At 32.4% G+C, this 21,428-nt stretch carries 32 protein-coding genes; 7 read left to right on the top strand and 25 right to left on the bottom strand.

All coding sequences use genetic code 11. From position 1 onward, the window contains the following. A partial coding sequence (locus Q0941_RS04735) for a hypothetical protein (protein WP_299291868.1) occupies positions 1 to 774 on the bottom strand: 774 nt, incomplete at its 3' end. 101 nt (positions 775 to 875) lie between these two features. On the opposite strand from Q0941_RS04735, the gene Q0941_RS04730 reads away from it, so the two are divergent. Both Q0941_RS04730 and Q0941_RS04725 read left to right on the top strand, forming a co-directional pair. Beyond that, a complete protein-coding gene (locus Q0941_RS04730) occupies positions 876 to 1,247 on the top strand; it encodes a hypothetical protein (protein ID WP_299291866.1) in 372 nt (123 codons plus the stop codon). 5 nt (positions 1,248 to 1,252) lie between these two features. Next, positions 1,253 to 1,936, top strand: a complete 684-nt coding sequence (locus tag Q0941_RS04725; RefSeq protein WP_299291864.1) for a hypothetical protein — start codon at positions 1,253 to 1,255, stop codon at positions 1,934 to 1,936. Here the strand turns inward: Q0941_RS04725 and Q0941_RS04720 are convergent, their stop codons facing one another. The 10 genes from Q0941_RS04720 to Q0941_RS04675 all read right to left on the bottom strand — a co-directional run bounded on the left by Q0941_RS04720 (position 1,937) and on the right by Q0941_RS04675 (position 8,070). After that, on the bottom strand, positions 1,937 to 2,593 hold the full coding sequence (locus tag Q0941_RS04720) for a hypothetical protein (RefSeq protein ID WP_299291862.1): 657 nt from the start codon (positions 2,591 to 2,593) through the stop codon (positions 1,937 to 1,939). Positions 2,594 to 2,662: 69 nt separating this feature from the next. Next, entirely contained in the window at positions 2,663 to 3,076 is a 414-nt protein-coding gene (locus tag Q0941_RS04715) for a hypothetical protein (RefSeq protein WP_299291860.1), read from the bottom strand. A 50-nt stretch (positions 3,077 to 3,126) separates the two neighbouring features. Further along, a complete protein-coding gene (locus Q0941_RS04710) occupies positions 3,127 to 3,633 on the bottom strand; it encodes an acyl-CoA thioesterase (RefSeq protein WP_299291858.1) in 507 nt (168 codons plus the stop codon). 27 nt (positions 3,634 to 3,660) lie between these two features. After that, positions 3,661 to 4,992: a UbiD family decarboxylase gene (locus tag Q0941_RS04705; protein ID WP_299291856.1), complete on the bottom strand. Its 1,332-nt coding sequence runs from the start codon at positions 4,990 to 4,992 to the stop codon at positions 3,661 to 3,663. Beyond that, entirely contained in the window at positions 4,985 to 5,326 is a 342-nt protein-coding gene (locus Q0941_RS04700; protein WP_299291854.1) for a proteasome assembly chaperone 4, read from the bottom strand. The genes Q0941_RS04705 and Q0941_RS04700 overlap by 8 nt, the downstream gene beginning before the upstream one ends. A gap of 17 nt (positions 5,327 to 5,343) precedes the next feature. Beyond that, positions 5,344 to 5,859: a hypothetical protein gene (locus Q0941_RS04695; RefSeq protein WP_299291852.1), complete on the bottom strand. Its 516-nt coding sequence runs from the start codon at positions 5,857 to 5,859 to the stop codon at positions 5,344 to 5,346. 320 nt (positions 5,860 to 6,179) lie between these two features. Next, a complete protein-coding gene (locus Q0941_RS04690; protein WP_299291877.1) occupies positions 6,180 to 6,758 on the bottom strand; it encodes a hypothetical protein in 579 nt (192 codons plus the stop codon). Positions 6,759 to 6,863: 105 nt separating this feature from the next. Beyond that, positions 6,864 to 7,199 (bottom strand): hypothetical protein, encoded by a 336-nt coding sequence (locus tag Q0941_RS04685; RefSeq protein WP_299291850.1) that lies wholly within the window; start codon positions 7,197 to 7,199, stop codon positions 6,864 to 6,866. Between the two features lie 59 nt (positions 7,200 to 7,258). Beyond that, the gene (locus Q0941_RS04680) at positions 7,259 to 7,600 is read right to left on the bottom strand and encodes a nascent polypeptide-associated complex protein (RefSeq protein ID WP_299291848.1); all 342 of its coding nucleotides are present in this window, start codon (positions 7,598 to 7,600) and stop codon (positions 7,259 to 7,261) included. Beyond that, complete coding sequence (locus Q0941_RS04675; RefSeq protein ID WP_299291846.1) at positions 7,597 to 8,070, bottom strand: PUA domain-containing protein; 474 nt, start codon at positions 8,068 to 8,070, stop codon at positions 7,597 to 7,599. Before Q0941_RS04675 ends, Q0941_RS04680 begins: the two co-directional genes overlap by 4 nt. 90 nt (positions 8,071 to 8,160) lie before the next feature. On the opposite strand from Q0941_RS04675, the gene Q0941_RS04670 reads away from it, so the two are divergent. From Q0941_RS04670 to Q0941_RS04650, 5 genes are read left to right on the top strand one after another with little or no spacing between them, the layout of a single operon-like run. Continuing rightward, on the top strand, positions 8,161 to 9,207 hold the full coding sequence (locus tag Q0941_RS04670) for a phosphate uptake regulator PhoU (RefSeq protein ID WP_299291844.1): 1,047 nt from the start codon (positions 8,161 to 8,163) through the stop codon (positions 9,205 to 9,207). A 36-nt stretch (positions 9,208 to 9,243) separates the two neighbouring features. Further along, positions 9,244 to 10,341 (top strand): GTPase HflX, encoded by a 1,098-nt coding sequence (gene hflX, locus Q0941_RS04665; RefSeq protein WP_299291842.1) that lies wholly within the window; start codon positions 9,244 to 9,246, stop codon positions 10,339 to 10,341. An 8-nt stretch (positions 10,342 to 10,349) separates the two neighbouring features. Beyond that, positions 10,350 to 10,883 carry a tRNA (cytidine(56)-2'-O)-methyltransferase gene (locus tag Q0941_RS04660; protein ID WP_299291840.1) on the top strand — a complete coding sequence of 178 codons (534 nt, stop codon included), beginning with the start codon at positions 10,350 to 10,352 and terminating at the stop codon, positions 10,881 to 10,883. 26 nt (positions 10,884 to 10,909) lie between these two features. After that, on the top strand, positions 10,910 to 11,425 hold the full coding sequence (locus Q0941_RS04655) for a transcription factor (RefSeq protein WP_299291838.1): 516 nt from the start codon (positions 10,910 to 10,912) through the stop codon (positions 11,423 to 11,425). 54 nt (positions 11,426 to 11,479) lie between these two features. Further along, positions 11,480 to 12,871, top strand: a complete 1,392-nt coding sequence (locus Q0941_RS04650; protein ID WP_367277471.1) for an NAD-dependent succinate-semialdehyde dehydrogenase — start codon at positions 11,480 to 11,482, stop codon at positions 12,869 to 12,871. Between the two features lie 134 nt (positions 12,872 to 13,005). On the opposite strand, the gene Q0941_RS04645 is transcribed toward Q0941_RS04650, so the two are convergent. The 14 genes from Q0941_RS04645 to Q0941_RS04580 form a co-directional block, all read right to left on the bottom strand. Next, positions 13,006 to 13,308 carry a hypothetical protein gene (locus tag Q0941_RS04645; protein WP_299291834.1) on the bottom strand — a complete coding sequence of 101 codons (303 nt, stop codon included), beginning with the start codon at positions 13,306 to 13,308 and terminating at the stop codon, positions 13,006 to 13,008. 5 nt (positions 13,309 to 13,313) lie between these two features. Further along, positions 13,314 to 13,868: a hemerythrin domain-containing protein gene (locus tag Q0941_RS04640; RefSeq protein ID WP_299291832.1), complete on the bottom strand. Its 555-nt coding sequence runs from the start codon at positions 13,866 to 13,868 to the stop codon at positions 13,314 to 13,316. Between the two features lie 96 nt (positions 13,869 to 13,964). Then, entirely contained in the window at positions 13,965 to 14,237 is a 273-nt protein-coding gene (locus tag Q0941_RS04635; protein ID WP_299291830.1) for a hypothetical protein, read from the bottom strand. A 36-nt stretch (positions 14,238 to 14,273) separates the two neighbouring features. Next, positions 14,274 to 14,930 carry a 2,5-diamino-6-(ribosylamino)-4(3H)-pyrimidinone 5'-phosphate reductase gene (locus Q0941_RS04630; RefSeq protein ID WP_299291828.1) on the bottom strand — a complete coding sequence of 219 codons (657 nt, stop codon included), beginning with the start codon at positions 14,928 to 14,930 and terminating at the stop codon, positions 14,274 to 14,276. Further along, a complete protein-coding gene (locus Q0941_RS04625; RefSeq protein ID WP_299291825.1) occupies positions 14,917 to 16,107 on the bottom strand; it encodes an amidohydrolase family protein in 1,191 nt (396 codons plus the stop codon). Before Q0941_RS04625 ends, Q0941_RS04630 begins: the two co-directional genes overlap by 14 nt. Next, positions 16,101 to 16,850: a GTP cyclohydrolase IIa gene (locus tag Q0941_RS04620; RefSeq protein WP_299291823.1), complete on the bottom strand. Its 750-nt coding sequence runs from the start codon at positions 16,848 to 16,850 to the stop codon at positions 16,101 to 16,103. Before Q0941_RS04620 ends, Q0941_RS04625 begins: the two co-directional genes overlap by 7 nt. Next, on the bottom strand, positions 16,847 to 17,263 hold the full coding sequence (gene ribH / locus Q0941_RS04615) for a 6,7-dimethyl-8-ribityllumazine synthase (RefSeq protein ID WP_299291821.1): 417 nt from the start codon (positions 17,261 to 17,263) through the stop codon (positions 16,847 to 16,849). Before ribH ends, Q0941_RS04620 begins: the two co-directional genes overlap by 4 nt. Before the next feature lie 2 nt (positions 17,264 to 17,265). After that, positions 17,266 to 17,931 carry a 3,4-dihydroxy-2-butanone-4-phosphate synthase gene (ribB, locus tag Q0941_RS04610; protein WP_299291819.1) on the bottom strand — a complete coding sequence of 222 codons (666 nt, stop codon included), beginning with the start codon at positions 17,929 to 17,931 and terminating at the stop codon, positions 17,266 to 17,268. Between the two features lie 78 nt (positions 17,932 to 18,009). Beyond that, entirely contained in the window at positions 18,010 to 18,594 is a 585-nt protein-coding gene (locus Q0941_RS04605) for a riboflavin synthase (RefSeq protein WP_299291818.1), read from the bottom strand. 167 nt (positions 18,595 to 18,761) lie between these two features. Continuing rightward, entirely contained in the window at positions 18,762 to 18,989 is a 228-nt protein-coding gene (locus Q0941_RS04600) for a hypothetical protein (protein WP_299291816.1), read from the bottom strand. Between the two features lie 138 nt (positions 18,990 to 19,127). Beyond that, positions 19,128 to 19,640, bottom strand: a complete 513-nt coding sequence (locus tag Q0941_RS04595; RefSeq protein ID WP_299291814.1) for a hypothetical protein — start codon at positions 19,638 to 19,640, stop codon at positions 19,128 to 19,130. Positions 19,641 to 19,651: 11 nt separating this feature from the next. Then, complete coding sequence (locus tag Q0941_RS04590; protein WP_299291812.1) at positions 19,652 to 20,368, bottom strand: hypothetical protein; 717 nt, start codon at positions 20,366 to 20,368, stop codon at positions 19,652 to 19,654. A gap of 17 nt (positions 20,369 to 20,385) precedes the next feature. Then, positions 20,386 to 20,694: a winged helix-turn-helix domain-containing protein gene (locus tag Q0941_RS04585; RefSeq protein ID WP_299291811.1), complete on the bottom strand. Its 309-nt coding sequence runs from the start codon at positions 20,692 to 20,694 to the stop codon at positions 20,386 to 20,388. Between the two features lie 169 nt (positions 20,695 to 20,863). Then, positions 20,864 to 21,337, bottom strand: a complete 474-nt coding sequence (locus tag Q0941_RS04580; protein ID WP_299291809.1) for a hypothetical protein — start codon at positions 21,335 to 21,337, stop codon at positions 20,864 to 20,866. Positions 21,338 to 21,428: the final 91 nt, after the last annotated feature.

Raw genomic sequence — 21,428 nt, 5'->3', positions numbered from 1 at the left:
TTCTTCAGTAACAGGTTCTGGAGCTAAATCCAATTCTTGAGCAAGTTCTTCTGATGATTCTTTTGGTAATGAACCTCTTGGACTTTGGGGTTCGGGAGTAGATTCTTCTTCTGGTTCTGGTGTTGATTCTTGAGTTTCTTCAGTAACAGGTTCTGGAGCTAAATCTAATTCTTGAGCGGTTCCTTCTTCTCCAATTCTTTTCAGATAATCTTTTTCGTAATCTTCTAGCTGTTGTTTTCTAGACTTAGTTTCGTTACTTCCTAAATCCGATTGTTGCAATTCTGATTCAGTAGTTAGTTCTTCAGTACCAAATTCTGGAGTTAATTCTAATTCTTGAGGAAGTTCTTCTGATGATTCTTTAGGTAATGAACCTCTTGGACTTTGGGGTTCTGGTTTAGGAGGTTCTTCACTAATAGACTCTGGTTTAGTAGTTGCTTTTTGTTTTGGTTCAGGTTCAGGTTCTTCGACAATAATAGATGATTCAGGTAAATCTCCAAGAAAATCTAATTTTACTTTGTTTGCATCAATTCGTAAATATGGTTCACCATCAATAGAAAATGTTTCAATTTTGTGACCTTTCTTCCATGAATTTTTAGAACTGTAAACAGTGATGTAAGTAAGACCATTTTTTATGTCAGATGCTATTGCAAGTCGATCTATTGGATTTCCTTTTGAAATTCCTTTTTCAGAATCTTCATGTCTGATTGCAATTTTAATAAGATGATTTCTGTCATAGCTGACTTCAGAAATCAAATAGTCAGCCCATTTTTCCATTACAAAAAATAATGATAATCTCCTAATAAATAAGCGAAATGTTTTAGAGGGTACTTTTAGGCTCAAATAAGATTATAATTGGATATGAATAATCGTTCGTATTGGAAATCTCAGTAGAACCATGGAAAAAATTAGTTATTCATGAAGTAATTGAATACAAATTTGATGATTGGGTAAAACAAATTGCTTTTAGTACTCGTTCTTCAGGAGGTGCAATACCTACAATGCAATGGACAAATGGAATAGTTTTTTCACCAGCAAATTTTCCAACAACAAACGCAACCATTGAAGAACAGCTTAAAGGAACACTTCATTGGTCTTCAGTATCATTTGCAATAAAAGAAAAATTTGAAAAACAGATTGTTAAAGAAAATGCCACAATTAATTTAGTTGATGTTAGTGTTAATGAAATTTTTAAGGAATTATCAATTACACTAAAAGCTCAATCAAAATATGCAAATAATGAAAATTAGATTTAATGAGTATAGAAAGAAGAATTGAAGATTGTAATGGTTTTCTGAATAAAATTAAACAGTATGAACCTGATCCATATTATGTTGGATATTTTCTAGACGAATTTATCAAAACTATCAACTACATCTATGATGAAATTTTTGAAGAAGCAAATAGAAATTTTGGATTATACGAGAACGGAGATAATTCTGAAGAAAGATTTGAAGAAATGTCTATAATAAAAAATGATAAAAATGCAATTGAATTTTCAAAATGGTTTAAGAAAATAGATGAAAGAGAACACGAAAAACCATATCCAAATTTTATGAAACAACTTTGCATATTGAAAAAACAAGATAAACAATTACCAAAATTAAAAATTATGTTAAGACCAAAAGAGAGATTCAAAGATGATATTTTTCAAGAAATCAATCCAAGATTATCTAATGGAAAATTAAGTTCAAAAGAAGAACTAAAAATTGAGATTTCAAGACAGTTATCTGTCTATTTTGAAATAATCAATCATAAAAGAAAGCAAAGAAATGAGCCTAAAGTTGGAAAAGAACAGATTGTACCATCGGTTTTTTTGATGTTAGATGGAGGTCAAGATATTGAAATCTCTTATGCAGTAGAAATCTACATGCCTGTAATTGAAAGATTGATTGATGAATGCAGAAAGAAAATTAAAGAATTAACAACATGGAAATGATTAAAAGCCAAACAAAGAATGGTATTCTTTAATTTTGATTATTGGAAGATACGAGAAACCATGATCAAAACTATTTACAAAAACTGGATTCTGTCCCTGATTGCCCTGATATTTCATAAAATTCTTCACAGGTTCTGAATCAAGTTCTACATAATTGAAATTATAATAGAATTCATCCATTTCAAGTGATGTAATATATCCTAGCATCCAAGTATTTTTGTAGGGAACAGCATACAATGCTAGATCAGGTTCATCTGGAAATTCTGGATCATAAGTTAAACGGGCTAAACTTCCCAAGTCTTTTAGTTGGATAGGATGAAATTGATCAGGTAAATCTTTTGTTTTTTCAGTGAGTGGGGAAATTTTTGATTCAGCATGAATTATTGGGGCATAATTTGAAATATCTTTTGTTGAATCAACTACATCACAGATTTCATTTCCTGAAGAAACTTGATACGAAACATATCTTCCATCTTTTGGCATTGAAGAATAAAACACTACCAAAGTATTACCCAATGTAATACTGCTAGACAAAATTCTTTTTCCATTATATTCTTGAGAAAAAACACGTTTCGGATATTCCCTAAAGGAACAAGCAAATCTTGCTAAATCATTAAAACTGGATAATTCTACATAGCATTCATTTTGTGTAGTCAATAATGCACAAATTCAATTGAATTTTTTATACCTTATGAAATAAATGAAAAATAAAACCCAGTGAGGGATTTATTGAGATTTTGGCCACATAGTTTTCCAGGTGTCGGCAAATTGTTTCATCATTTCACCATAAGCCTGCATCTGTTCTAATCCAGATGAACTAAGCGTCTTTTGCCAATTTTCAGCAAATTGTTTGAAGACTGCAATATTTGTGTCATTTAGAGATTTTTGCCAGTTTTCACTAAAATCTTTAAAAGATTTCATTCCAGCTTCATTCATAGCTTTTTGCCAGTTTTCACCAAATAATTTCATGGTTTCAGCACTAGATTCTACTGTAGCTTTCTCCCATACATCATTGAATTTAGATTGCATGTCATTACTTGCAGTTTGGATTTGCTCAAAAAGAGTTTTCCAGTTTTCTAGTGATTTAGAATATTCTTGCCACAAAGAATCCCATTCATTATTTTTTTGTTCTTCAGACATAACAAAAGATAGAATTCGTGATTCTTAAAGTGATCCCTCAAAATCAGAGTTTATTTTGAACGATTTTGTATTCGTTTTTCCATTCTGATTTTGCCTTCCTCAAACTTTGTTCTGTCTTCATCAGTTTTTAGAGACAATTTAGGAACATGATGTGGTTTTCCATTTTCATCTAATGCGACAAATGTTACAAATGCAGTTCCTGTAGTAGTTCGAATCCCTGTTACAATATCTTCTGCCTCAGCTTTTACTTCAATTTCCATTGAAGAGTTATGGACATAGTTTATTCTAGCATCTAATTTCAGAACGTTTCCAACAAAGACGGGTTTTAGAAAATTAACACTATCCATAGTAACTGTTACAGCATTTGATTGAGAATGTCGCTGGGCTACAATTCCTGCAACCATATCAATATGTTTTAGGATTTCACCACCAAAGACATTACCAGCTGGGTTTGCATCTGAAGGAAACATTCTAACAATTACTTCAGCATGAGATTCAGATGGGCTTTTTTCTAATCTAGTGGGGGTCATTGTATACTCAGGAGCATCAATATTCATCCAATTTAATCTAAACACTCGTTTTTACTACTTGAAATATTTTTTTAAGTCAATTTTATTGATTTTAGGAATTTTAGCTAGCTCAAAACCTTCGGGTCTTTTTGAAAGAGAACGAGTTGCGTCAATTCCCATTTTTGCAGTTTGTAATTTCTTTTGATCACTTGAAGGATCAAGGCTAGAACCACGAATTTTGGTAAGAATTACTAAATCTTTATCAGCTTGGAACCTTGTTGCCATAGCATATTCAACTGCTTCTGCACTGTTAGGATCTATATCTTCATCAACTATAGTAACTTGTTTTAGAGACCTATGTGATTCGAATGTTTTTTTGATTACTTCCTTTGGATCAGATTCTGCCTTCTTTTTGATTTGTACAACAGCATGAAGCCAATTACATCCACCATTAGTCATTGAAACTTGCTTTGTTTGAGAAAATGCTTTTTTGAGATCCCCATTAAGTTTTGACTCAATTGGCATTCCCATTAGTAATCTATGTTCAGCGAATCCAGACAGAACATCATGAAATATTGGATTGTTTCTATAGAACAAATTTTCTAATTCAAAAACAGGTTGGTCTCGTTTATGATCATATGTTTGAAGCATCTCTACCATCCATTCAGGATGAGTTTTATCTTGAAGGATTTTTCCTTCTAAAACAAATTCAGCACCAGAAGGGACATTTAATCCACTATAGGGTAATTTTGCCAAACTTAGTTTTCCTGCTAAAAGAGAATTTGCAATATCTATCTCATCTTTTCCCCATTCAGCTTGATAAGCACCTGCTATTGAAACTGCAGGATGAACCCCAACAGTAATTGCAACCTTTAGATCTTCTCCATGTTCTTTTGCATCCGTAAAACATCTATGAAGATGTCTACCCTCAACCATTCTAATAGAAAGATGAGTTTTATCAATCGGCATTAATCGATGAAATGAGGAATTTTGTTTTCCAGTTTCAGGATTAGTTGCATAAGCAATTGAGGATGTGATAAAAGGACCAGATTCTTTTTCAAAATGGGTGACTATAGGCATGGAAAGGAGGTTTTTTGATTGATTTTCCATGAATTTACCAGAAGATATGACTTTGGGTTTTTTTGCCTTTTTGATTGCTGAAATTACTTTGGAATGAATTTCATTTTCCTTTCCACCAACAGCTAATGCAAATCGTTTTCTAGTACCAACAAGATTTGACACTAATCGAAATTTACTCTCTTTGATATTTTCAAACAAAACAGCATCTGAGCCATCAACTTTTGCAGTAATTCCAGCAATTTCATATTTGGTGGAAACTTTGGTTTTGACGGTTTGAAGTTCTTTGATTTTTTTTACTTGGTTAATGTATGTGCGTAAATCACTCATTATCAATCATCTCCATAATCTCAGACATTAAGGCTTTTGCTGTACTTGGTTCTAATTCCTTCTGGATAAATGCTGAAACCAATACAATTCCATGCATTCTAGTACTAATTCGTTCAGCAGTTAGTTTTAGAAACAAAGATTCAGATTTTGAAGGAATAATTGTTGTTGTAATTGGGGTAGGTCCAGTTGCCATAGATGCAACCATTGAACCAATTTTGTTAGCTCCTTCTGTCACAGAAACAAAAAATCCATTATCAAATTTTTGAATCTGTAAAGAAAAGCTACGGCTCTCCAAATTTACTAATTTTTGCAAATATCCATTTGGAGAGTTCAATAAACTTTGAACATGTCTTATGCTTTTATTGCTATTGATTCATCTTGAGGGGTATCAACATGATGCTTAATCCAAGTTTTTGATGTTTTGACTTTTTCAAGTCTCTTTTTACCAAATTCTTTTTCCAATAACTCATCTATTGCTTCATTTTCATTTCCTTCTTTTCTTAGTTCTCTTTCACGTTTTAGGATCTCCATTATGGTTCCCTTTCGTTTTGGTTCTTCAGTAGTTTTCTTTGAAGTTTTTGCTTTAGATTTTGTTTTTGCTGTAATTTCTGGAACTTCAACTTCAGATTGAGCAGTTGTAGTTGCTTTTGCTTCCATAGAATCAGCTTCAACTCTTGCACGCAATTTTGCTTTGTATTTCAAATTACGTGGTTTTGTTCTTAATCTATATCCACAACATGGACACCAAAGTCCTTCCCATTTGATGAATATTTCACAAATTTGGCATCGACGTTGTCCTGAAGCATATCTTCCGGTTCCAACTGGCTTTTGAGCCTTATATCTAACACAAATTCCTTTACAAGTCATCTTGGTGTTGTATTATAGAATTCATAACTATATAAGCATGGATCGACAATTTTTTAGTAAATTTTTATAAAAATATGAAATAATTACAAGAAATTAGTCGATCAAAATTATTAGTTTCAAAAAAAACGACTAAATCTTCAATAAATATGTATAGCTTGTTCCAAAATACGGTTTTTTGAAAAAATAATGAATACCAATATAGTCGTTTTACAAAAAATTACAAATTTTTTTTTAAAACATATAGAAATTATATTATTTTCTCATACTTTCATAATTGTACCATGATTTTTTTTGAATAAAATTTGGATTTTTGAGAAGAATTATCCAGTGATTGATAATGGCTGAACCGAAAATCGATATCCATCACGTTGAGAAATAAATTTTGCCGATAACATATCACGTTTTCCTCTTTGATTGAAATTTTTGATTTTGGGGCTGGTCTTTTTCTCATCAACAAATTCTAATTCAAATGAAGAACAAAATTTGAGATTTAACATTGATGCTATTTCTTTTGCAATCTGCATATTACCATCACCAATTTTTACAATTTTTCTTTTAGCCCGTAATCCTCCCATGACTTTGATGATATGAAAAACCAAATCTTCAACTGAAGAATAAAATGAGCTCTCAATTTCTTTTCCAAAGTAGCATACAGATAGACCAATTCTTTGTCCAGGATCAACTCCCAAAACAAGATCTTCTTCTTCAAAACTAAATGATAATTTTTGCATCATTTTTCCTTTGATAACAGTTGGTGGATGTTCAAAAATATCCTCATGTAGTAGCGGTTTTTGACATTCTTTTGGGGATTCTTCTTGAGTGGTAAAAACTAGATTTCCAGAATAATCTAGAATTTCTTCTGGAAGAATAGAATCAAAGGCCAAATCCAGAGTTTTCAGATAGGTGGAAAATCTGTAGTATGGTCTACCATATGTGGTAGCAATTCCAATACGGGCATTAAGTAAAGGATCGATATTTGGCAAAAGGAAATATGAGATTTAGGTTTATGCCTTCAAAACTGTTGACACAACATGTTTTACGGCTTCGTCAAAATTTGCATCAATTTTTGATTGAATTTCTGCTAATTTAGCCTCACCTTCCTGAGAGATTTTGGAGGATTCTGCTGTGGCCTTGTCTTTAGAGGAATTGATAATGACTTCTGCCTCTTGAGTGGCCATTTGACGAGTTTTTTCAAGTAAGGAATCTATTTCTGTTTGTGCTTTTACTGCCAATTGTTTTTTCATATCTGCAACTTTAGAATTTAGAGAATCAAGATCATCCTCTAGAGCATTTAATGATTTTACAATTCCAGTTACTTTAGATTCTGCAACGTTACTCATTATACCAAAAATCCAGCAAATCCATTACTTAAATCATTCATTTTTAGGCACAAAACTGCCTATCCTGTAGTCAAGAGTAAGATAGCTCTTGCAAGATCGCCCTTGGCCTCTTCCAATGCACTTTTGGCCTTTTCTTCATCAACTCCTGCCTGTTGACATACTAATTGGATGTCCTCTTCAGAGAAGATTGGAACCTCAAGTTCTTTCTCCTCATAGCCATCTGCAGTGACAGTAAAAATTGAATTATCTTTGGCTTTCATTTCAGTGACTGAAGGTTTTGAAATAATGATTTCTTTTTTATCAGTTTTAATTATTACCTCTTGAACATTTGGAAGCTCATTCATATCAAGTCCCATCTTATCCATCATTCGTCGCATTTCGCGATTTCCTCCACGCATCATAGTTCTTTTTTCTCCTTTGGACTTTTTAAACTATCTCTGACTTTAATGGCTACACCCCTATCAAAATCATCAATCATTTCTTTAGACAGAATTGCTCTACCAACTGCAATTACTTTATTTTTGAATAAAACAGGAGTATCAGCTGCAATCTTTACATTTTTTCCACACCAAACTACATGTTTACAGAATACTGAACGCCCTTCTTGAACAAATGGTGCAGCATCTTGATTAATCTCTACACAATTTTCTTTGAATTTTTTATTTTTCAACAAGATTTGGGCAAAATAGGGACTGATTGCCAAACCTCCATCAATTCTTAGAGTACAAAGCAATTTGTCCTCATGAAAAACAGTTCGAATTCTTCCAGTCTTTCTTGAAAATGTCATATCAAGATTTTTTGGTAAATGCTTTGATACACCTACTCCAAACAAAGCGTCAATTGTATGCTTTAATTTTATGACTGGTTCCATAATTTCAAAAAAAATTTTCTAAATATTAGTTGAGTGATAAACCATATGAAAAGGACAAAACTATATAGATATGTAAAATTTCAGTAGTTTATGGAAGAAAGAGAGGAAACTAGAAAAATCCAGTTTACTGGCAAGTCATCCTACATAGTTTCATTGCCAAAACAATGGATTATGGATTTAGGATTAAAACAAGGAGACCAAATCAGAATGATTAGAAAAGGATCTTCAACTTTAGAATTATACCCACCAAAATTTGAATCAAGAACCCAAAAAAAGGAAGATGCAGTAATAGAAATTGACATTGAAGAAGAAGCATCTTCAATTGTTAGAAAATTGATTTCTTTGTATTTTCTGGGATTTAAGACGATAAATGTAAAACCAAAAAATGGAAGATTAAACCCCAATCAAAGAAACACTGTCAAAGAAGCCGTAAAACGAATGTTAATGGGTTCAGAAATAATTTCGGATTCAAGTGGAGGTATAACTGTACAAGTACTAGTTAATTTACTGGAACTTTCTGTAGATGGGGCTTTCAAAAGAATGATTCACTTGGCAAAATCAATGTCAAGTGATGCACTATTAGCAGTAAAAGAGAATAATTTAGATCTTGCACAAGAAGTCATTAACACTGATGATGAGGTAGACAGATTTGGATTCTATATAATTCGTCAATTAAAAATAGCAATTCAAAATGAACACATGTTAAAAGAAATGGGTTTCAGAAATGCACGAAATTGTTTAGGATATAGACTCGTAGTCAAAAATATTGAGAGAACAGGAGATCATGCTGCATTTATTGCAACAGATCTTTTGGAATTTAAAAAATCAATCAAAAAAGAAATTCTCCAAAAATTACAAGATATGAATGACTTTAGCTTATCTGTCTTAGATGAAGCATGCCTTGCCTTGTTCAAAGAAGATTATTCTCAGGCAGAAAAAACCATTGAAAAGACCAATGAAATAGCAAAATTTGAGAAGAAAGTTAGAGATGCCTCAAAATCACTAAAAGATGATGAAGAGATTTACAGGGTAAGAAGAATGACCGAGAATATACGTAGAATTTCCGAATATGCCAGTGATATATCTGAAATTGTGTTGAACATGAATATTGAAAAGGCATTAAAAAAATCGGCCTAAGCAACTATTAAGATAACATTACTCTGGAAAATAGTCATGAAATCTGCCATTTTGATTACATATGAAAAGGAAGATGCGATAAATGAAGCAAAGGGATTATGTGATGCAGCAGATTATGAGATAGTTCATACAATCAAACAGAAATTTTTGAAGAGACCAAAATATGGAATAAGTGGTGGTATTTTAGAACGATTACAAGAAATTTCTGAAAAATTAAGACCCGATGTAATTATTTTTGATGAGATTCTAAAACCAAGTCAAAATTACAATCTTGCATCAATTCTTCATAGAGAGGTTTTGGATCGAGAAACATTAATCCTAGAAATTTTTGAGAGTAGAGCTTCCAGTTCTGAATCAAAAATGCAAGTAAAGCTAGCACAATTAAGGTATGAAATGGCAAGAGCAAAAGAAAAAGTTCGATTATCAAGTATGGGAGAACAACCAGGATTTATGGGAATTGGGAAATTCGAAGTTGATGTTTACTATAATGACATCAAACATAGGATGCAGACAATAAGATCAAAATTAGAAAAAGCAGGTAAACAAAGAGAACTTCACAGGCAAGGACGAAAAAGAATGGGTTTCAAAACCATTTCACTTGCAGGATATACTTCAGCAGGCAAAACTACGCTATTTAACAAGATGACAGGGGAGACCAGAACTCAGAGTGAAGAATTATTCACTACACTTTCAACAACTACAAGAAGAGTTAACATTAATCGTGAGCCATTTTTAATTTCAGATACTGTTGGTTTTATCAGTAAACTACCAGCATACATGATTGATGCTTTCAAATCAACATTAGAAGAATTGGGATATACTGATGTAGTAATTGTTGTAATTGACATTAGTGATTCAATTTTTGATCTAAAAAAGAAATTTGCTAGTTGTATGAGAACATTAAGTGAATTAGGAATTGAAAAAGAGAAAATGATTTATGCATTAAATAAATCAGATTTGATTAAAAATGAAGAATTAAACGAAAAAATCAAAATATTGAATTTGGTTGAGAATAAAAAATGGATTAATGTTTCAGCAAAGAACGGAAAAAATATCAATGAACTAAAAGAATTAATTGGAAATATTGTTCCTAGTAATAATTCTTCAAAATTTAAAAAGGAAAATTGGGAGTGAGATAGAAAATGATTATTGAAGTAGTTAGAATTGGTCAGAGAGTAGTTAGAGATGATAGAGTCACTACACATGTAGCTTTAGTTTCAAGATCTTTTGGTGCTGAGAAAATATACATGACAGAAGTTAATCCAGAAATTAAAGAAACTTTGGATAAAATCAATAAAACCTGGGGAGGGAATTTTGAAATTGAATTTATTGAAAAGTGGAAATCAATTGTAAAAAAGAAGAAAGAAGAAAATTTCAAAATTGTACATTTGACTATGTATGGTGAAAAAATTAATGATGCTCAGAAAGAACTTCAGAATGAAGAAAAATTGTTGATAGTTGTAGGGGCTGAAAAGGTTCCTAGAGATATATACGAATTAGCAGATTACAATGTCGGAGTTGGAAGTCAACCTCATTCAGAAATCAGTGCATTAGCAGTACTTTTGGATAGAATTCAAACCGGAAAGCAATTTGAAAAAGCATTTCCTAATGCAAAAAGGAAGATTGTGCCTACAAAAAATGGAAAAAATGTAGAGGTTTCAGAAACAAGGGATTAATAGTAGAAAATTGGGAGTGATTAGAGTTGGTTGACAAATACGAGGATCCATTTGTAAGAATTGCTTCTATGATTGGAGGCGATGAATACCTCAAAGTTGCCCGTTCACTCTTGAAAGCAGAAGATGCCACAGATGAAGAAATTGCTAGTTCTACAGGCTTGAGAATCAATATGGTAAGAAAGGTCTTGTATGATCTATTTGGCAAATCATTGATTACTGGAATTAGAGTTAAAGATGAAAGAAAAGGCTGGTTTGTCTATAGATGGCGTACTAGAAGAGAAGAAGTTGAAAATTTCATCGAGAATCAAAAAAAGAAAATTTCTGAAAGATTGCAACAAAGATTAGATTTTGAAAATGCATCAGACTTTTACCACTGTGGAAATGAAGATTGCCCAAGAGTTACTTTTGAAGAAGCACTAGAAGGAATGTTCAAGTGCCCATCTTGCACAAGTGTTCTAAATCTAAAAAAGAATGACAAATCAAAGAAAGCATATTCAAAAAAGATTGATGAAATCAAAAAAGATATGCAACAAATTTTCTAAAATTTTTGAAAAATAACTTACTAGATTAAATAGGAGACAAATTTGGATAAAGCCCTGAACAAACTCGTTACCGTAAATCCAGCAACAGGAGAAGAAATCCAATCATATTCGCCTATGGATAAATCTCAAGTGTTTGATTTAGTTGGCAAAGCAAAAAGAGCTTTTCCAGAATGGAAAAAAGATTATGAAAAACGTAGAAGTTATGTCTATAATCTAGTTGAATATCTAAAAAAGAACAAGGTAGAACTTGCAAAAGTTGTTACTGCAGAAATGGGTAAAGTTCTCAAAGAATCTATTGGAGAAGTAGAAAAATGTGCTTGGGCATTAGAATTCTACGCAGATCATGGAGATAGTTTTCTTTCTGATGAAGTACTAAATACAGATGCTCGAAAGAGTTTTCTGACTTTTGAACCACTTGGAGTAATAGGTTCTATAATGCCATGGAATTTTCCTTATTGGCAGGCACTTCGATTTGCTGCACCATGTTTAATGGCAGGAAACGTCATTGTGATGAAACCTTCTAGAGTTACTATGCAATCAGGCATAGAAATAGAAAAAGCGTTTACTGAATCAGGAATTCCTGATGGAGTTTTTCAAACAGTAGTTGGCAGTGTAGATTCTGCAAATAGTTTGATTGATTCAGATGTAAATGCAGTAACATTCACTGGAAGCACCAATGCAGGTGCAAAAGTTGGAGAAAGAGCAGCTCTAAATCTAAAAAAATGTGTTTTAGAATTAGGTGGAAGTGATCCTTTCATAGTTTTAGATGATGCAATTATTGAAAAAGCAGCTGAAGGTGCTGTAAAAGGCAGATTCATCAATTGTGGTCAAAGTTGTGTAGCATCAAAAAGATTTTTTGTTGGAAAAAATATTGCAAAAGATTTCATTGAATTATTTATCAAAAAAGCTTCTCAATTAAAAATTGGAGATCCAACTTCAATAGAGACCGATATTGGTCCTTTGTCAAGTAAAGATGGTTTTGATACAATCTCAGAAATCGTTGAAGATGCAAAAGAAAAAGGTGCTGAAATCCTTCTAGGTGGAAAACAGAAAGGAGACAAGGGATATTTCTATGAACCTACAATCCTTACTAATGTAAAGTCAAACATGAGAATTGCCAATGAAGAAACATTTGGTCCAGTTGCACCTATTACTATTGTAGAAAATGAAAGTGAGGCCATTAAAATGGCAAATGATATTGAATTTGGATTAGGTGCTACTATTTGGACCAAAGATTTGGCCAAAGCAGAAAAAATCTCTAGACGAATTGAATCAGGAATTGTTAGTGTAAACAATGTAGTTGTTTCTGATCCAAGAATTCCATTTGGAGGAATTAAACACAGTGGATTTGGAAGAGAATTATCGCGTTATGGAATGCTTGAATTTGTTAACATAAAATCGGTTAGATTCTATGATAATTTAGTTCATCATCATTATGTGGAATAACTGTGAAAATCTACGCATCCCTTAAGTATGGTTTTTACTAATTATTAGTAGACGAGGATACTTGATGACATCGTTATTGAGTGAAGATCAGTGAGATCTTTGGAACGCCTTGGTCTCCAAGATACATTTGGAGTTCATGATTCCTCTGAAACATAGTCCTCGTCAAATTCTTCATCATCCTCTTCTTCATCATCACATTCTTCCATTTCAATATGGGAAGGATTTCCAGAATCGTCAAAGAATATTTCAACACAAATTTCTGTAGCCAATACTGAGCAGAGTGATTCGATTAGATTTTTTGGGAAATTGCCTAATCTACTGGGATCTGAAGAGTAACGATATGTTGAAACTTCATCCTCGTGATAAAAATCAACTTCGATATCATCATTAGAAAATTTTCTTACTCCTATAACCTGACCAAATACGCTATTTGTCAAAGAGATTACTCCTGATTTGCTACTTCCTTGGTTAGGTTTTCAGCTAATTGTTCATAATGATCTCTAGATTTTCCTAGATCACTTAGTCTTGAATCTTCAATTTCATTAAGTTCTTTATCGACTTTTTCAGAAACATACTGTAATCGAGCTTCAGCCATCATGAATAATCGATTATTTTCTTTCCACAAATGTTCTGTGATATGTTCGACATATTGTTTCATATGGTTAATTAGATTGGTAGAATCTCCTGAGGAAAGATATTCTTTAGCAGATTCTTCCATGTTATGTCCAATTTCACGTGAACGTTCATGATCCATCAGCATCATTGCAATAGGTCCCATGTTTTTGGGCATTCCTGCTTGTTCTAATGCAGGGAATAGAGAGTTTTCTTCTTTACTATGATGACAGACATCAGTAAAGTTTTTTGTAAAATCAATTACAGGAAGTAAAATTGATTCTGGGATTTGTTTTCCATCAGATAATAATTGAATAGTTGATTCCATTGCTTTTGTTACTTTTTCAATTAAATCATGATCTTTTCTTAATGATGCAGTTGACATAATAATTTCAAATAAAATCCAGTATCTATACCTTATTCATTATTTTAGAGAATTAAAATATAGAATTAGTTAACGACTAATCGTTAACCAGTTTGATTAACGGTTTGAAAGGCTTTTTGCTTTAACAAATGCCCAGATCTTTTTGGTCATCTCACTTGGTGCAATTGGTTTTTTACCAAAGATTTGTTCAGCAGTTTCTTTACGTCCTGCAAAATTTATTGCATATCCACCAAATGCTGGTTTCTTTGTTTTTGATTTAGTAGCCTTCTTTTTAGTTGCAGTTTTCTTTTTTGGTGCAACTTTCTTTTTAGTTGCAGTTTTCTTTTTTGGTGCAACCTTTCTTTTTGTAGCTTTCTTTTTTGCTGCCAATTTCTTGTAACTTTATTCTAAAATAAGTATAAGAACTTAGAGCTTGACATAATGTAACACAAGGTGATTTTTGAGCCTCCGTATAGATTTTAGAGATAATTTTGGAGAACCCAAAACTTTGGAGAAACCTTTTCCCTCTACTAACGAAATTGACTCAGAACCTCCAATAATGTAAGGGGAAATTGTAATGAACAGTTCATCAATTAAATTATTTTTAATGAATTCCCAATTTACAGTTCCTCCTCCTTCAACAAGGATTTTTGAAATTTTTTTCTTGTAGAGAATTTGTAATAAAGTTTTCAGATTTACATTTGTTGTTCCAGAGATAATTATCTCAACTGGAAATTTTTTTAATTTTTCCAAATTGGATTTTGAAATAGATTTTGAAACAGCAATAATTGTTGGAATAGTGTTACTGGTCTGTAAAATCTTTGCTTTTGATGGAATAGTACCTTTTGAATCAATAATTATTCGAATTGGATTTTTTCCTTTTACTTTTCTAACTGTTAGTAAAGGATTATCTTTCAAAACGGTATTTTTTCCAACTAAAATTGCATCAACTTCTGATCTTAATTTATGAACACGTTTTAGATCTTCTGAAGATGATAGTTTTGAATCACCATCTTTTGTTGCAATTTTTCCATCAATTGAAGTTGCAGCATTTAAAATTACAAATGGCTTAGATTTTGCCATGTACAATCTTTCCTCCAATCATTACAGCTTTGATTGCTGATTCAGATGCACGATGAACAATCGATGCATGTGGATTATGCATTGGTTCTAAATCAAGTGAGTGTTTATCAATGAAAATACAATCAGCAAGTTTCCCAATTCCAATTACTCCAATGTTTTTCTTCAATATTTTTCCTCCATTGACAGTTGCCATTTTTAGAATTTCTTTTGGATTGATTCTTTTCTTATGAATTCCCATTGTCACTTTCCAAAGAAAATCCATTTCTCTGAACATATCAGGAGAGTTTACCATTACATTATCTGTGCCTAATCCTAGAGTGCAACCAGCCTTTTTCATCAAATCAACATCTGGAATTCCCTCAGCCAAAGATGAATTGGCTCTAGGGCATACAACAATTCCTTGGGTTTTTTGTGCAGTTTTATGCAAATCACTTTTTGAAGCATATGTCATATGAACCACAAAATGGGGTTTCATAGATAGTGCTCTTATGGTTTCTGATTTTCCTGTGATTTTTTTAGATTTGGTAGTACTTTGCTTGGTTTCAGCTGAATGAATTGCTCTAATTTTTGTTGTTTTAGAATAGTGATTCAGAACGGAATTGCTATTTTCATTAGCCCCACTAATTCCAATTCCATCGCATTTTTTGATTATAGAAAGTAATTCATCATTTTTTTCTTTTGGGAATGGTTGATTTTTTCTAATTTCTGAAGTTGAACTGTAATTTTCTACTCTTCCTAAGATAATTGAACGAATTGGGACATCTTTTAATGCATTTTTTAGTATCGTTACACCATTTAGACCACCTTCTCTGAAATCAACAAATGTAGTAATTCCTTTTTGAATCATCGAATAACAAGAGTTTTTCATAAAATTTTCCAGATTTTCATTACTGGTATGCTTAAGAATCTTTGATTTTGCTCCAAAAACAGGGTGAATTTTTTTGTCTACTGAAGAATCTAGTGTAACATCTTTTCCGATAGAATCTCCAATATGTGTATGTGCATTAATGAATCCAGGAAGAACTAGTAATCCTTCACCATCAACAACATCCTCATTTGAATTTGGATGAATATTAGTTTGTATTCTTTTAAAGGAATCATTTTGAATCTGTAAATTAATTTTTTGAGTGAAATCTAATTCTTGACCTAATAATGCACTTACATTTTTGATTAACATGATAATTCATACACTTCAGGTTTTTCCTTTCCTGAATCTCTAATTTCTCTAATGGTATCTAGAGATTTTGTGGCTAATTTTACTGCCTGACGTGCATTTGTTGCATTTCCTATCCCACAATTAAGAATAATTTTGTCGTTCTTAATCTGATTAATGAATTCCTGTACAGAATTTTTGGCTTCTTGACTAGCAACTACCATAAAATTATCTCCACCCATAAAGAATGTTAGAGAATTTTTTTGAATGAAATATTTTGACATTTTTGAATACAATTCAAAGATCAAGGAAGATATTTCATAAGGTGAATTGGTATCTCGCTGTGACGTAAGATCATCTACATCAAGATGCATAATTGATACATCAAAAGAATCTTCATCGTACATGTATCCAAAAATATTATGTTCTTGGTTTAGGATTACGTTATTCTTTTTTGCATCATATGCTTTTAGGTTAGCTTCAAAGGGAGATTTTCCATATCCAATTGAAATGGTCAATCCTACTTCAAATGATTTTTCAAGTGTTTTTTGAATATTGATATGATCATCCAAAGAAAGGCCGTTTGACACTACAAAAAATTCATCTGCTCTGTTATGAAATACTAGACAGTTTTTTTCAGAAAATAATTTTTGAAGTTCTTTGTATAGTGTTGCTTGAAGCATCTGTAATTCATGTTCTCGATCACTACCAAGAGTAAGGGTCCAAGGACCATATCCAGTAATCTTGAGAATACTTAGTTGAATCATTTTTCCATCCTCTTTAATTCATTAGTAATTTTTACTACTGCTTCAACAGCCCGTTCTGCAACAGGTCTGATTCGTGCAAAAGCATGTCTTTCTTGCATTCCAGGTCCAGATATGCCCAGAGAAACAGGTTTTTGGTACTTTAATGACAAATCAGTCAAAGAGCGGGCAGCAGCATGAGAAATTACTTCGTCATGTTTTGTTTGGCCTTTGATTATAGCGCCTAATGTAACAACGCCATCTACTGATTCCTTTTGTAGTAATGAATCTACAATAATAGGCATGTCATATGCACCAGGCACATGACAGATATGTGTAATTTTGAGCTTTAATTCTTCTGCTTTTTCTTTTGCAACAGATAACATCCTAGATGTCACTTCTTCATTAAATTCCGAAACCACTACAGCAATATTCAATACTAATGCACCTTTGCGTATTCTAAAAGTTCTTTTCCATCAATTAATGGAATGCCATTTTCTTTGGCATATTTTTCTGCTTTATCAACTGATAATGCAGTATAAGTTTCTGCATCCATCATTTCACATATTGCTGTTATTGGAGTTAATCCTGCAACTTGTGTAAGATAAACAGACATTTCAGTATGACCTTGACGTGCAGCCAACAATCCTTTTGATGCAATTAACAATGGTACATGACCAGGAGTTTTGAAAGATGATGCAAATTTCTTTTGTTTATTTTCAAGATTGTAGATATTTGCCATTTCTTTAATTGTAAGGGCTCTATCTTTGTCTGTAATGCCAGTATATGTCTGATAATGATTTACTGATAAAGAAAAAGTTGGATGATCACCATATGGAGCTAAACCCATGATCATATCTTTATTTGAGATTGTAGATTCAGATAAAATCTCATGCATGTATTTTAATTCCAGAGAAGAAGCAAAATTATGATCTATTGCCATACAAAGTAATCCACCTGCATGTTGTCTCATTCTAGCAATATGTTCTGGAGTTACAAATTCTGCTGCAACTACCATGTCAATTTCATTTTCACGTCCTGCAGAATCAAATAATAATACAAATTCACCACGCTTGAGAGATTCTAAAGCAGATTCTAGAGACATGAAGAAAAAATCATTTGTTCTAATTATAAAGTTTACTTAAAAAGTGGTAATTACCAATAAAGTAGTAGAAAATCAAACCTATTTTAGAATATATTTTCCAAGAATGTCAGTTTCAATATTAACTTTGTCGCCTACTTTCTTTGTATGAAAATTTGTTACTTCAATAGTATGTGGAATCAAAGATACTGAAGCAAGTGTTTTTTTGATATCAACAACAGTTAAGCTGATTCCATCAACAGCAATTGAACCCTTCTTTACTACATATTTTGATAGATTTTTAGGAACTTCAAACCAAACTTGAACTTCTTTGGGTTTTTTGAGAATTTTTTTGATAATGCCTACACCATCTACATGGCCTAAAACAAAATGACCTTCTAGTCTGTCACCAGCTTTGAGGCTTCTTTCAATATTAACAACTCCGCCTACTTTGAGATTTCCCAAATCAGTTTTTTTTGTAGTTTCTTCAATCATCTCAAAAATACAACTAGATTTTGATAATTTGGTTGCAGTAAGGCATACACCGTTTAATGCAACGCTTTGTCCAATTTTTAATCCCTTAGAGTGCTTACCTAGGTTAACTGTCATTTGAATTGCACTGCGATTTTTAGTTTTTTTGGAAATTTTTTCTATTTTTCCTATGCCTTCAACAATTCCAGTAAACATTAGAGAATTCATCGTAATCTTGTATAAAATTATTTAGAGGTACTAAATATGTTGTATAAACAGATTTGATAGTTACTATTATTCGATATTGAGCAAACTCATTTAAAATATTTTAGTTTCTGGGATTAGTATTTACAACATAAATAAAGAATTTAAGATTGGGTTTACTATATTTTTTTAGAAAATCTTAAGACAATTAGGATCATTCCACCATAAAAAGAGATGGACCAAAATAATTCCCATAAACTAAATGGCCATTCATTATTAAAATCACCAAATGTCATGCTAGATCCAAATCTATTGGCTAAGGGTTCTAAATTTTCATCATTTATTAAAAAATCCCATAAAGGATCGGGAACATTTCCTGAAAAAGTACCTCCAAATGGAATCAACAAGAACATCACCTGGTCACAACAAGTCAAGTAAAAAGAAAACACATAGAGCATGTTTGAAAGACCAAAGAAAAAAAGAACAATTCCTATTATCAAAAATTGGTTTTTCATTTTTATATTAAATCTGTAACTATAAAAAAATTAGGAGAGAGGGATTATCTCTAATTGGATATTCTCACCTGTGATCAATAGTACACCCTTTTCTGGTTCTTCATAAACAAAGTATACTAATTCATAGGTTCCTGGTTTGGCATCTTCGGATATATTCAGTGTCATTTCTACACTTGATCGAAGATCTTTTCCTGTGTATCCATTATTAGTCAGATCAATTCTGCTTTTGTCCATTGTTACCGAAACACCATCAGGCAAACCTGAATTATCAGTAAGTATGCTATAGCCAATTTTACCTTCTAATGCAATTCCTGTTCTCAAGTTTAGAGTTTGTTCTTGCAAAGCAAGTAATTCAGCTGTCAGTACTTTTGAATCTCCCGGTGATAAAGTTAGTTTGGTTTCAGACATGACAGAATTATAATCTGTTCTGTATTCCTCTTTTGTTGGTTCTAATTCAGCACTTACAAAATTCATAGTAAATGCCATAGAACCTACAATGCCCACAATTAGGGCAACCATTGTAATGTAAGATTTTGTTTTCATTTCAATATCTCCTAATTACAAGTGGTGTCTATACAGAGTTCTTCTGTTTCTACCTTACGATCTGATGCATTCCAATAGTCAATAGTAGTAGTTCCACCAAATATGGTATTCAAGGCCCATACATGATGATATCCTGATACCCTTAAGTCGTGATTGCCTGCTCCTACTGAAGTTCGACTGGCAGTTAATGTACCATCGTGTGTGCAAGTTCCACTACAACTATTGTAGTAAACTACACCGGATGTTCCATATTTTTCCCATCCGTTATTGTCATGATTACGCCATGCTTGGACATAAATTTCAAGTCCACCAGTTGCACCTGTAGCATAGCTTTCGTAACCTTTAGCATAGTAATCAATTTTGTAATCCTTCGATACAGAACCAACTACGCTAACTTCAGGATTAGAACCGGGGTTATTGCTTGAACTGTCTCTATTGTTATGGGCATCTGCTTCTCTCAAAGTAAATGCACCAACTGCTTTGGCTACAGCCGTATTATCGCCACTTGATACAGCATTAGCACACTCACTGCTTGAACCTGAGCATGAACCAGGATCAGACCAATTTGGACTATAGGATCCTGCGAATGCTATGGAAGGCTCTACAACAAGTAATCCTAATGCAGTAGCAATAATTGCATACATCATAAGATTTCTGTTTTTGTAAGTCATTGTGTTTTCAAACAAAAATTTTCCTAATAACAGACGCTCCCTATATGGGAGCCCCAAATGGGGAGTAACTCTTATCAAGCTAAAGCAGAATTTATTACAAAATTATTTAATAGATTTTTTTGTTCAAGATTGTCTAGCAACTTTTTTTTTGCCATATCTATTCCAACAGATGTAAGACTGTATATTTGGAAATTATTTTCATCCTTTTCATGTTTTACAAATCCAGACGCTTCTAGATAATCAAGATATCGCATACATTTGTCATAACTCATGTTAGCATTTCTAGAAATTATTGTCCGTTTTGCAAAACCTAACTCATATAGTGTTATTAATACTCGTTCAAGAATATCCAGATCGACACGCTTTATCTTGTTTTTAGTCATAGTAATATCCTCATACTTTATTATTTTTTCATACTTGCACATATAAAACATTACGCATGTTTTCTATGAGGCACACAGATCAAAACATAACGGATTTAGGAATATAACATTCTGGTAATTCTGTAATTTTCAAATTTATTGCATATAAAAATAAAAAAGAGAAGATTAGTTATCTGAATTCGCATGTAACTTTCCATTTGGAATTTGGGTTGTTAAGGTGAACATATGATGCTTCACAATCAGCAATTCCGTTGATCTGAGGTAAGCTTACTACAGTAGAGTTTCGGATATTATTTCCAGAATCTTCTACACTTACAGACTTGTCTTGTATGTTTCCAGTTGTTGAATCACAGATGACTTTGCCAGTAATTTCATTGTCTATTCCACCATTTTCTATCCAGACGCTAAGAAGTGCCACATCTCCATTAATGCAACCCCCAGCTACGGGATTGACTGGTGGTGTAATTACTTGGTTTCCAATTCCTTCAATCTCTAGTAGTAATTGAGGAGGAGGCGCAGTTGGGTTTCCACCAGATTGAAAGTTTTTTTCTTGATCCATGACATTCTCACTTGTAAGTCCTACAGTAATTCCAACTAGAATTGCTGTGATTACAACAGAAAGTAAGATGCCTAGTTTTTCCATAAAATTGCTAAAACATTAAGTCATAAAAACTTAAACTCATATTTTGTGTGAATTTGTCGTTATAAAATAAAAAACAACATCCAAATCTAAC

It is taken from the genome of Candidatus Nitrosopumilus sp. (assembly GCF_028278985.1).
Lineage (GTDB): Archaea > Thermoproteota > Nitrososphaeria > Nitrososphaerales > Nitrosopumilaceae > Nitrosopumilus.
The sequence above is the reverse complement of the archived record's forward strand: the minus strand, read 5'-3'. Positions and strand labels throughout refer to the sequence as shown.

Bases quoted from the DNA above. Each gene is read 5' to 3' on its own strand.
- Q0941_RS04605 (WP_299291818.1), bottom strand. From the start codon at position 18,594: ATGTTTACTGGAATTGTTGAAGGCATAGGAAAAATAGAAAAAATTTCC.
- Q0941_RS04710 (WP_299291858.1), bottom strand. From the start codon at position 3,633: ATGAATATTGATGCTCCTGAGTATACAATGACCCCCACTAGATTAGAA.
- Q0941_RS04705 (WP_299291856.1), bottom strand. From the start codon at position 4,992: ATGAGTGATTTACGCACATACATTAACCAAGTAAAAAAAATCAAAGAA.
- Q0941_RS04680 (WP_299291848.1), bottom strand. From the start codon at position 7,600: ATGATGCGTGGAGGAAATCGCGAAATGCGACGAATGATGGATAAGATG.
- ribB (WP_299291819.1), bottom strand. From the start codon at position 17,931: ATGTCTCTAGAATCTGCTTTAGAATCTCTCAAGCGTGGTGAATTTGTA.
- Q0941_RS04670 (WP_299291844.1), top strand. From the start codon at position 8,161: ATGGAAGAAAGAGAGGAAACTAGAAAAATCCAGTTTACTGGCAAGTCA.
- Q0941_RS04625 (WP_299291825.1), bottom strand. From the start codon at position 16,107: ATGTTAATCAAAAATGTAAGTGCATTATTAGGTCAAGAATTAGATTTC.
- hflX (WP_299291842.1), top strand. From the start codon at position 9,244: ATGAAATCTGCCATTTTGATTACATATGAAAAGGAAGATGCGATAAAT.
- Q0941_RS04595 (WP_299291814.1), bottom strand. From the start codon at position 19,640: ATGAAAACAAAATCTTACATTACAATGGTTGCCCTAATTGTGGGCATT.
- Q0941_RS04675 (WP_299291846.1), bottom strand. From the start codon at position 8,070: ATGGAACCAGTCATAAAATTAAAGCATACAATTGACGCTTTGTTTGGA.
- Q0941_RS04585 (WP_299291811.1), bottom strand. From the start codon at position 20,694: ATGACTAAAAACAAGATAAAGCGTGTCGATCTGGATATTCTTGAACGA.
- Q0941_RS04620 (WP_299291823.1), bottom strand. From the start codon at position 16,850: ATGATTCAACTAAGTATTCTCAAGATTACTGGATATGGTCCTTGGACC.
- Q0941_RS04630 (WP_299291828.1), bottom strand. From the start codon at position 14,930: ATGGCAAAATCTAAGCCATTTGTAATTTTAAATGCTGCAACTTCAATT.
- Q0941_RS04685 (WP_299291850.1), bottom strand. From the start codon at position 7,199: ATGAGTAACGTTGCAGAATCTAAAGTAACTGGAATTGTAAAATCATTA.
- Q0941_RS04580 (WP_299291809.1), bottom strand. From the start codon at position 21,337: ATGGAAAAACTAGGCATCTTACTTTCTGTTGTAATCACAGCAATTCTA.
- Q0941_RS04725 (WP_299291864.1), top strand. From the start codon at position 1,253: ATGAGTATAGAAAGAAGAATTGAAGATTGTAATGGTTTTCTGAATAAA.
- Q0941_RS04695 (WP_299291852.1), bottom strand. From the start codon at position 5,859: ATGACTTGTAAAGGAATTTGTGTTAGATATAAGGCTCAAAAGCCAGTT.
- Q0941_RS04660 (WP_299291840.1), top strand. From the start codon at position 10,350: ATGATTATTGAAGTAGTTAGAATTGGTCAGAGAGTAGTTAGAGATGAT.
- Q0941_RS04715 (WP_299291860.1), bottom strand. From the start codon at position 3,076: ATGTCTGAAGAACAAAAAAATAATGAATGGGATTCTTTGTGGCAAGAA.
- Q0941_RS04640 (WP_299291832.1), bottom strand. From the start codon at position 13,868: ATGTCAACTGCATCATTAAGAAAAGATCATGATTTAATTGAAAAAGTA.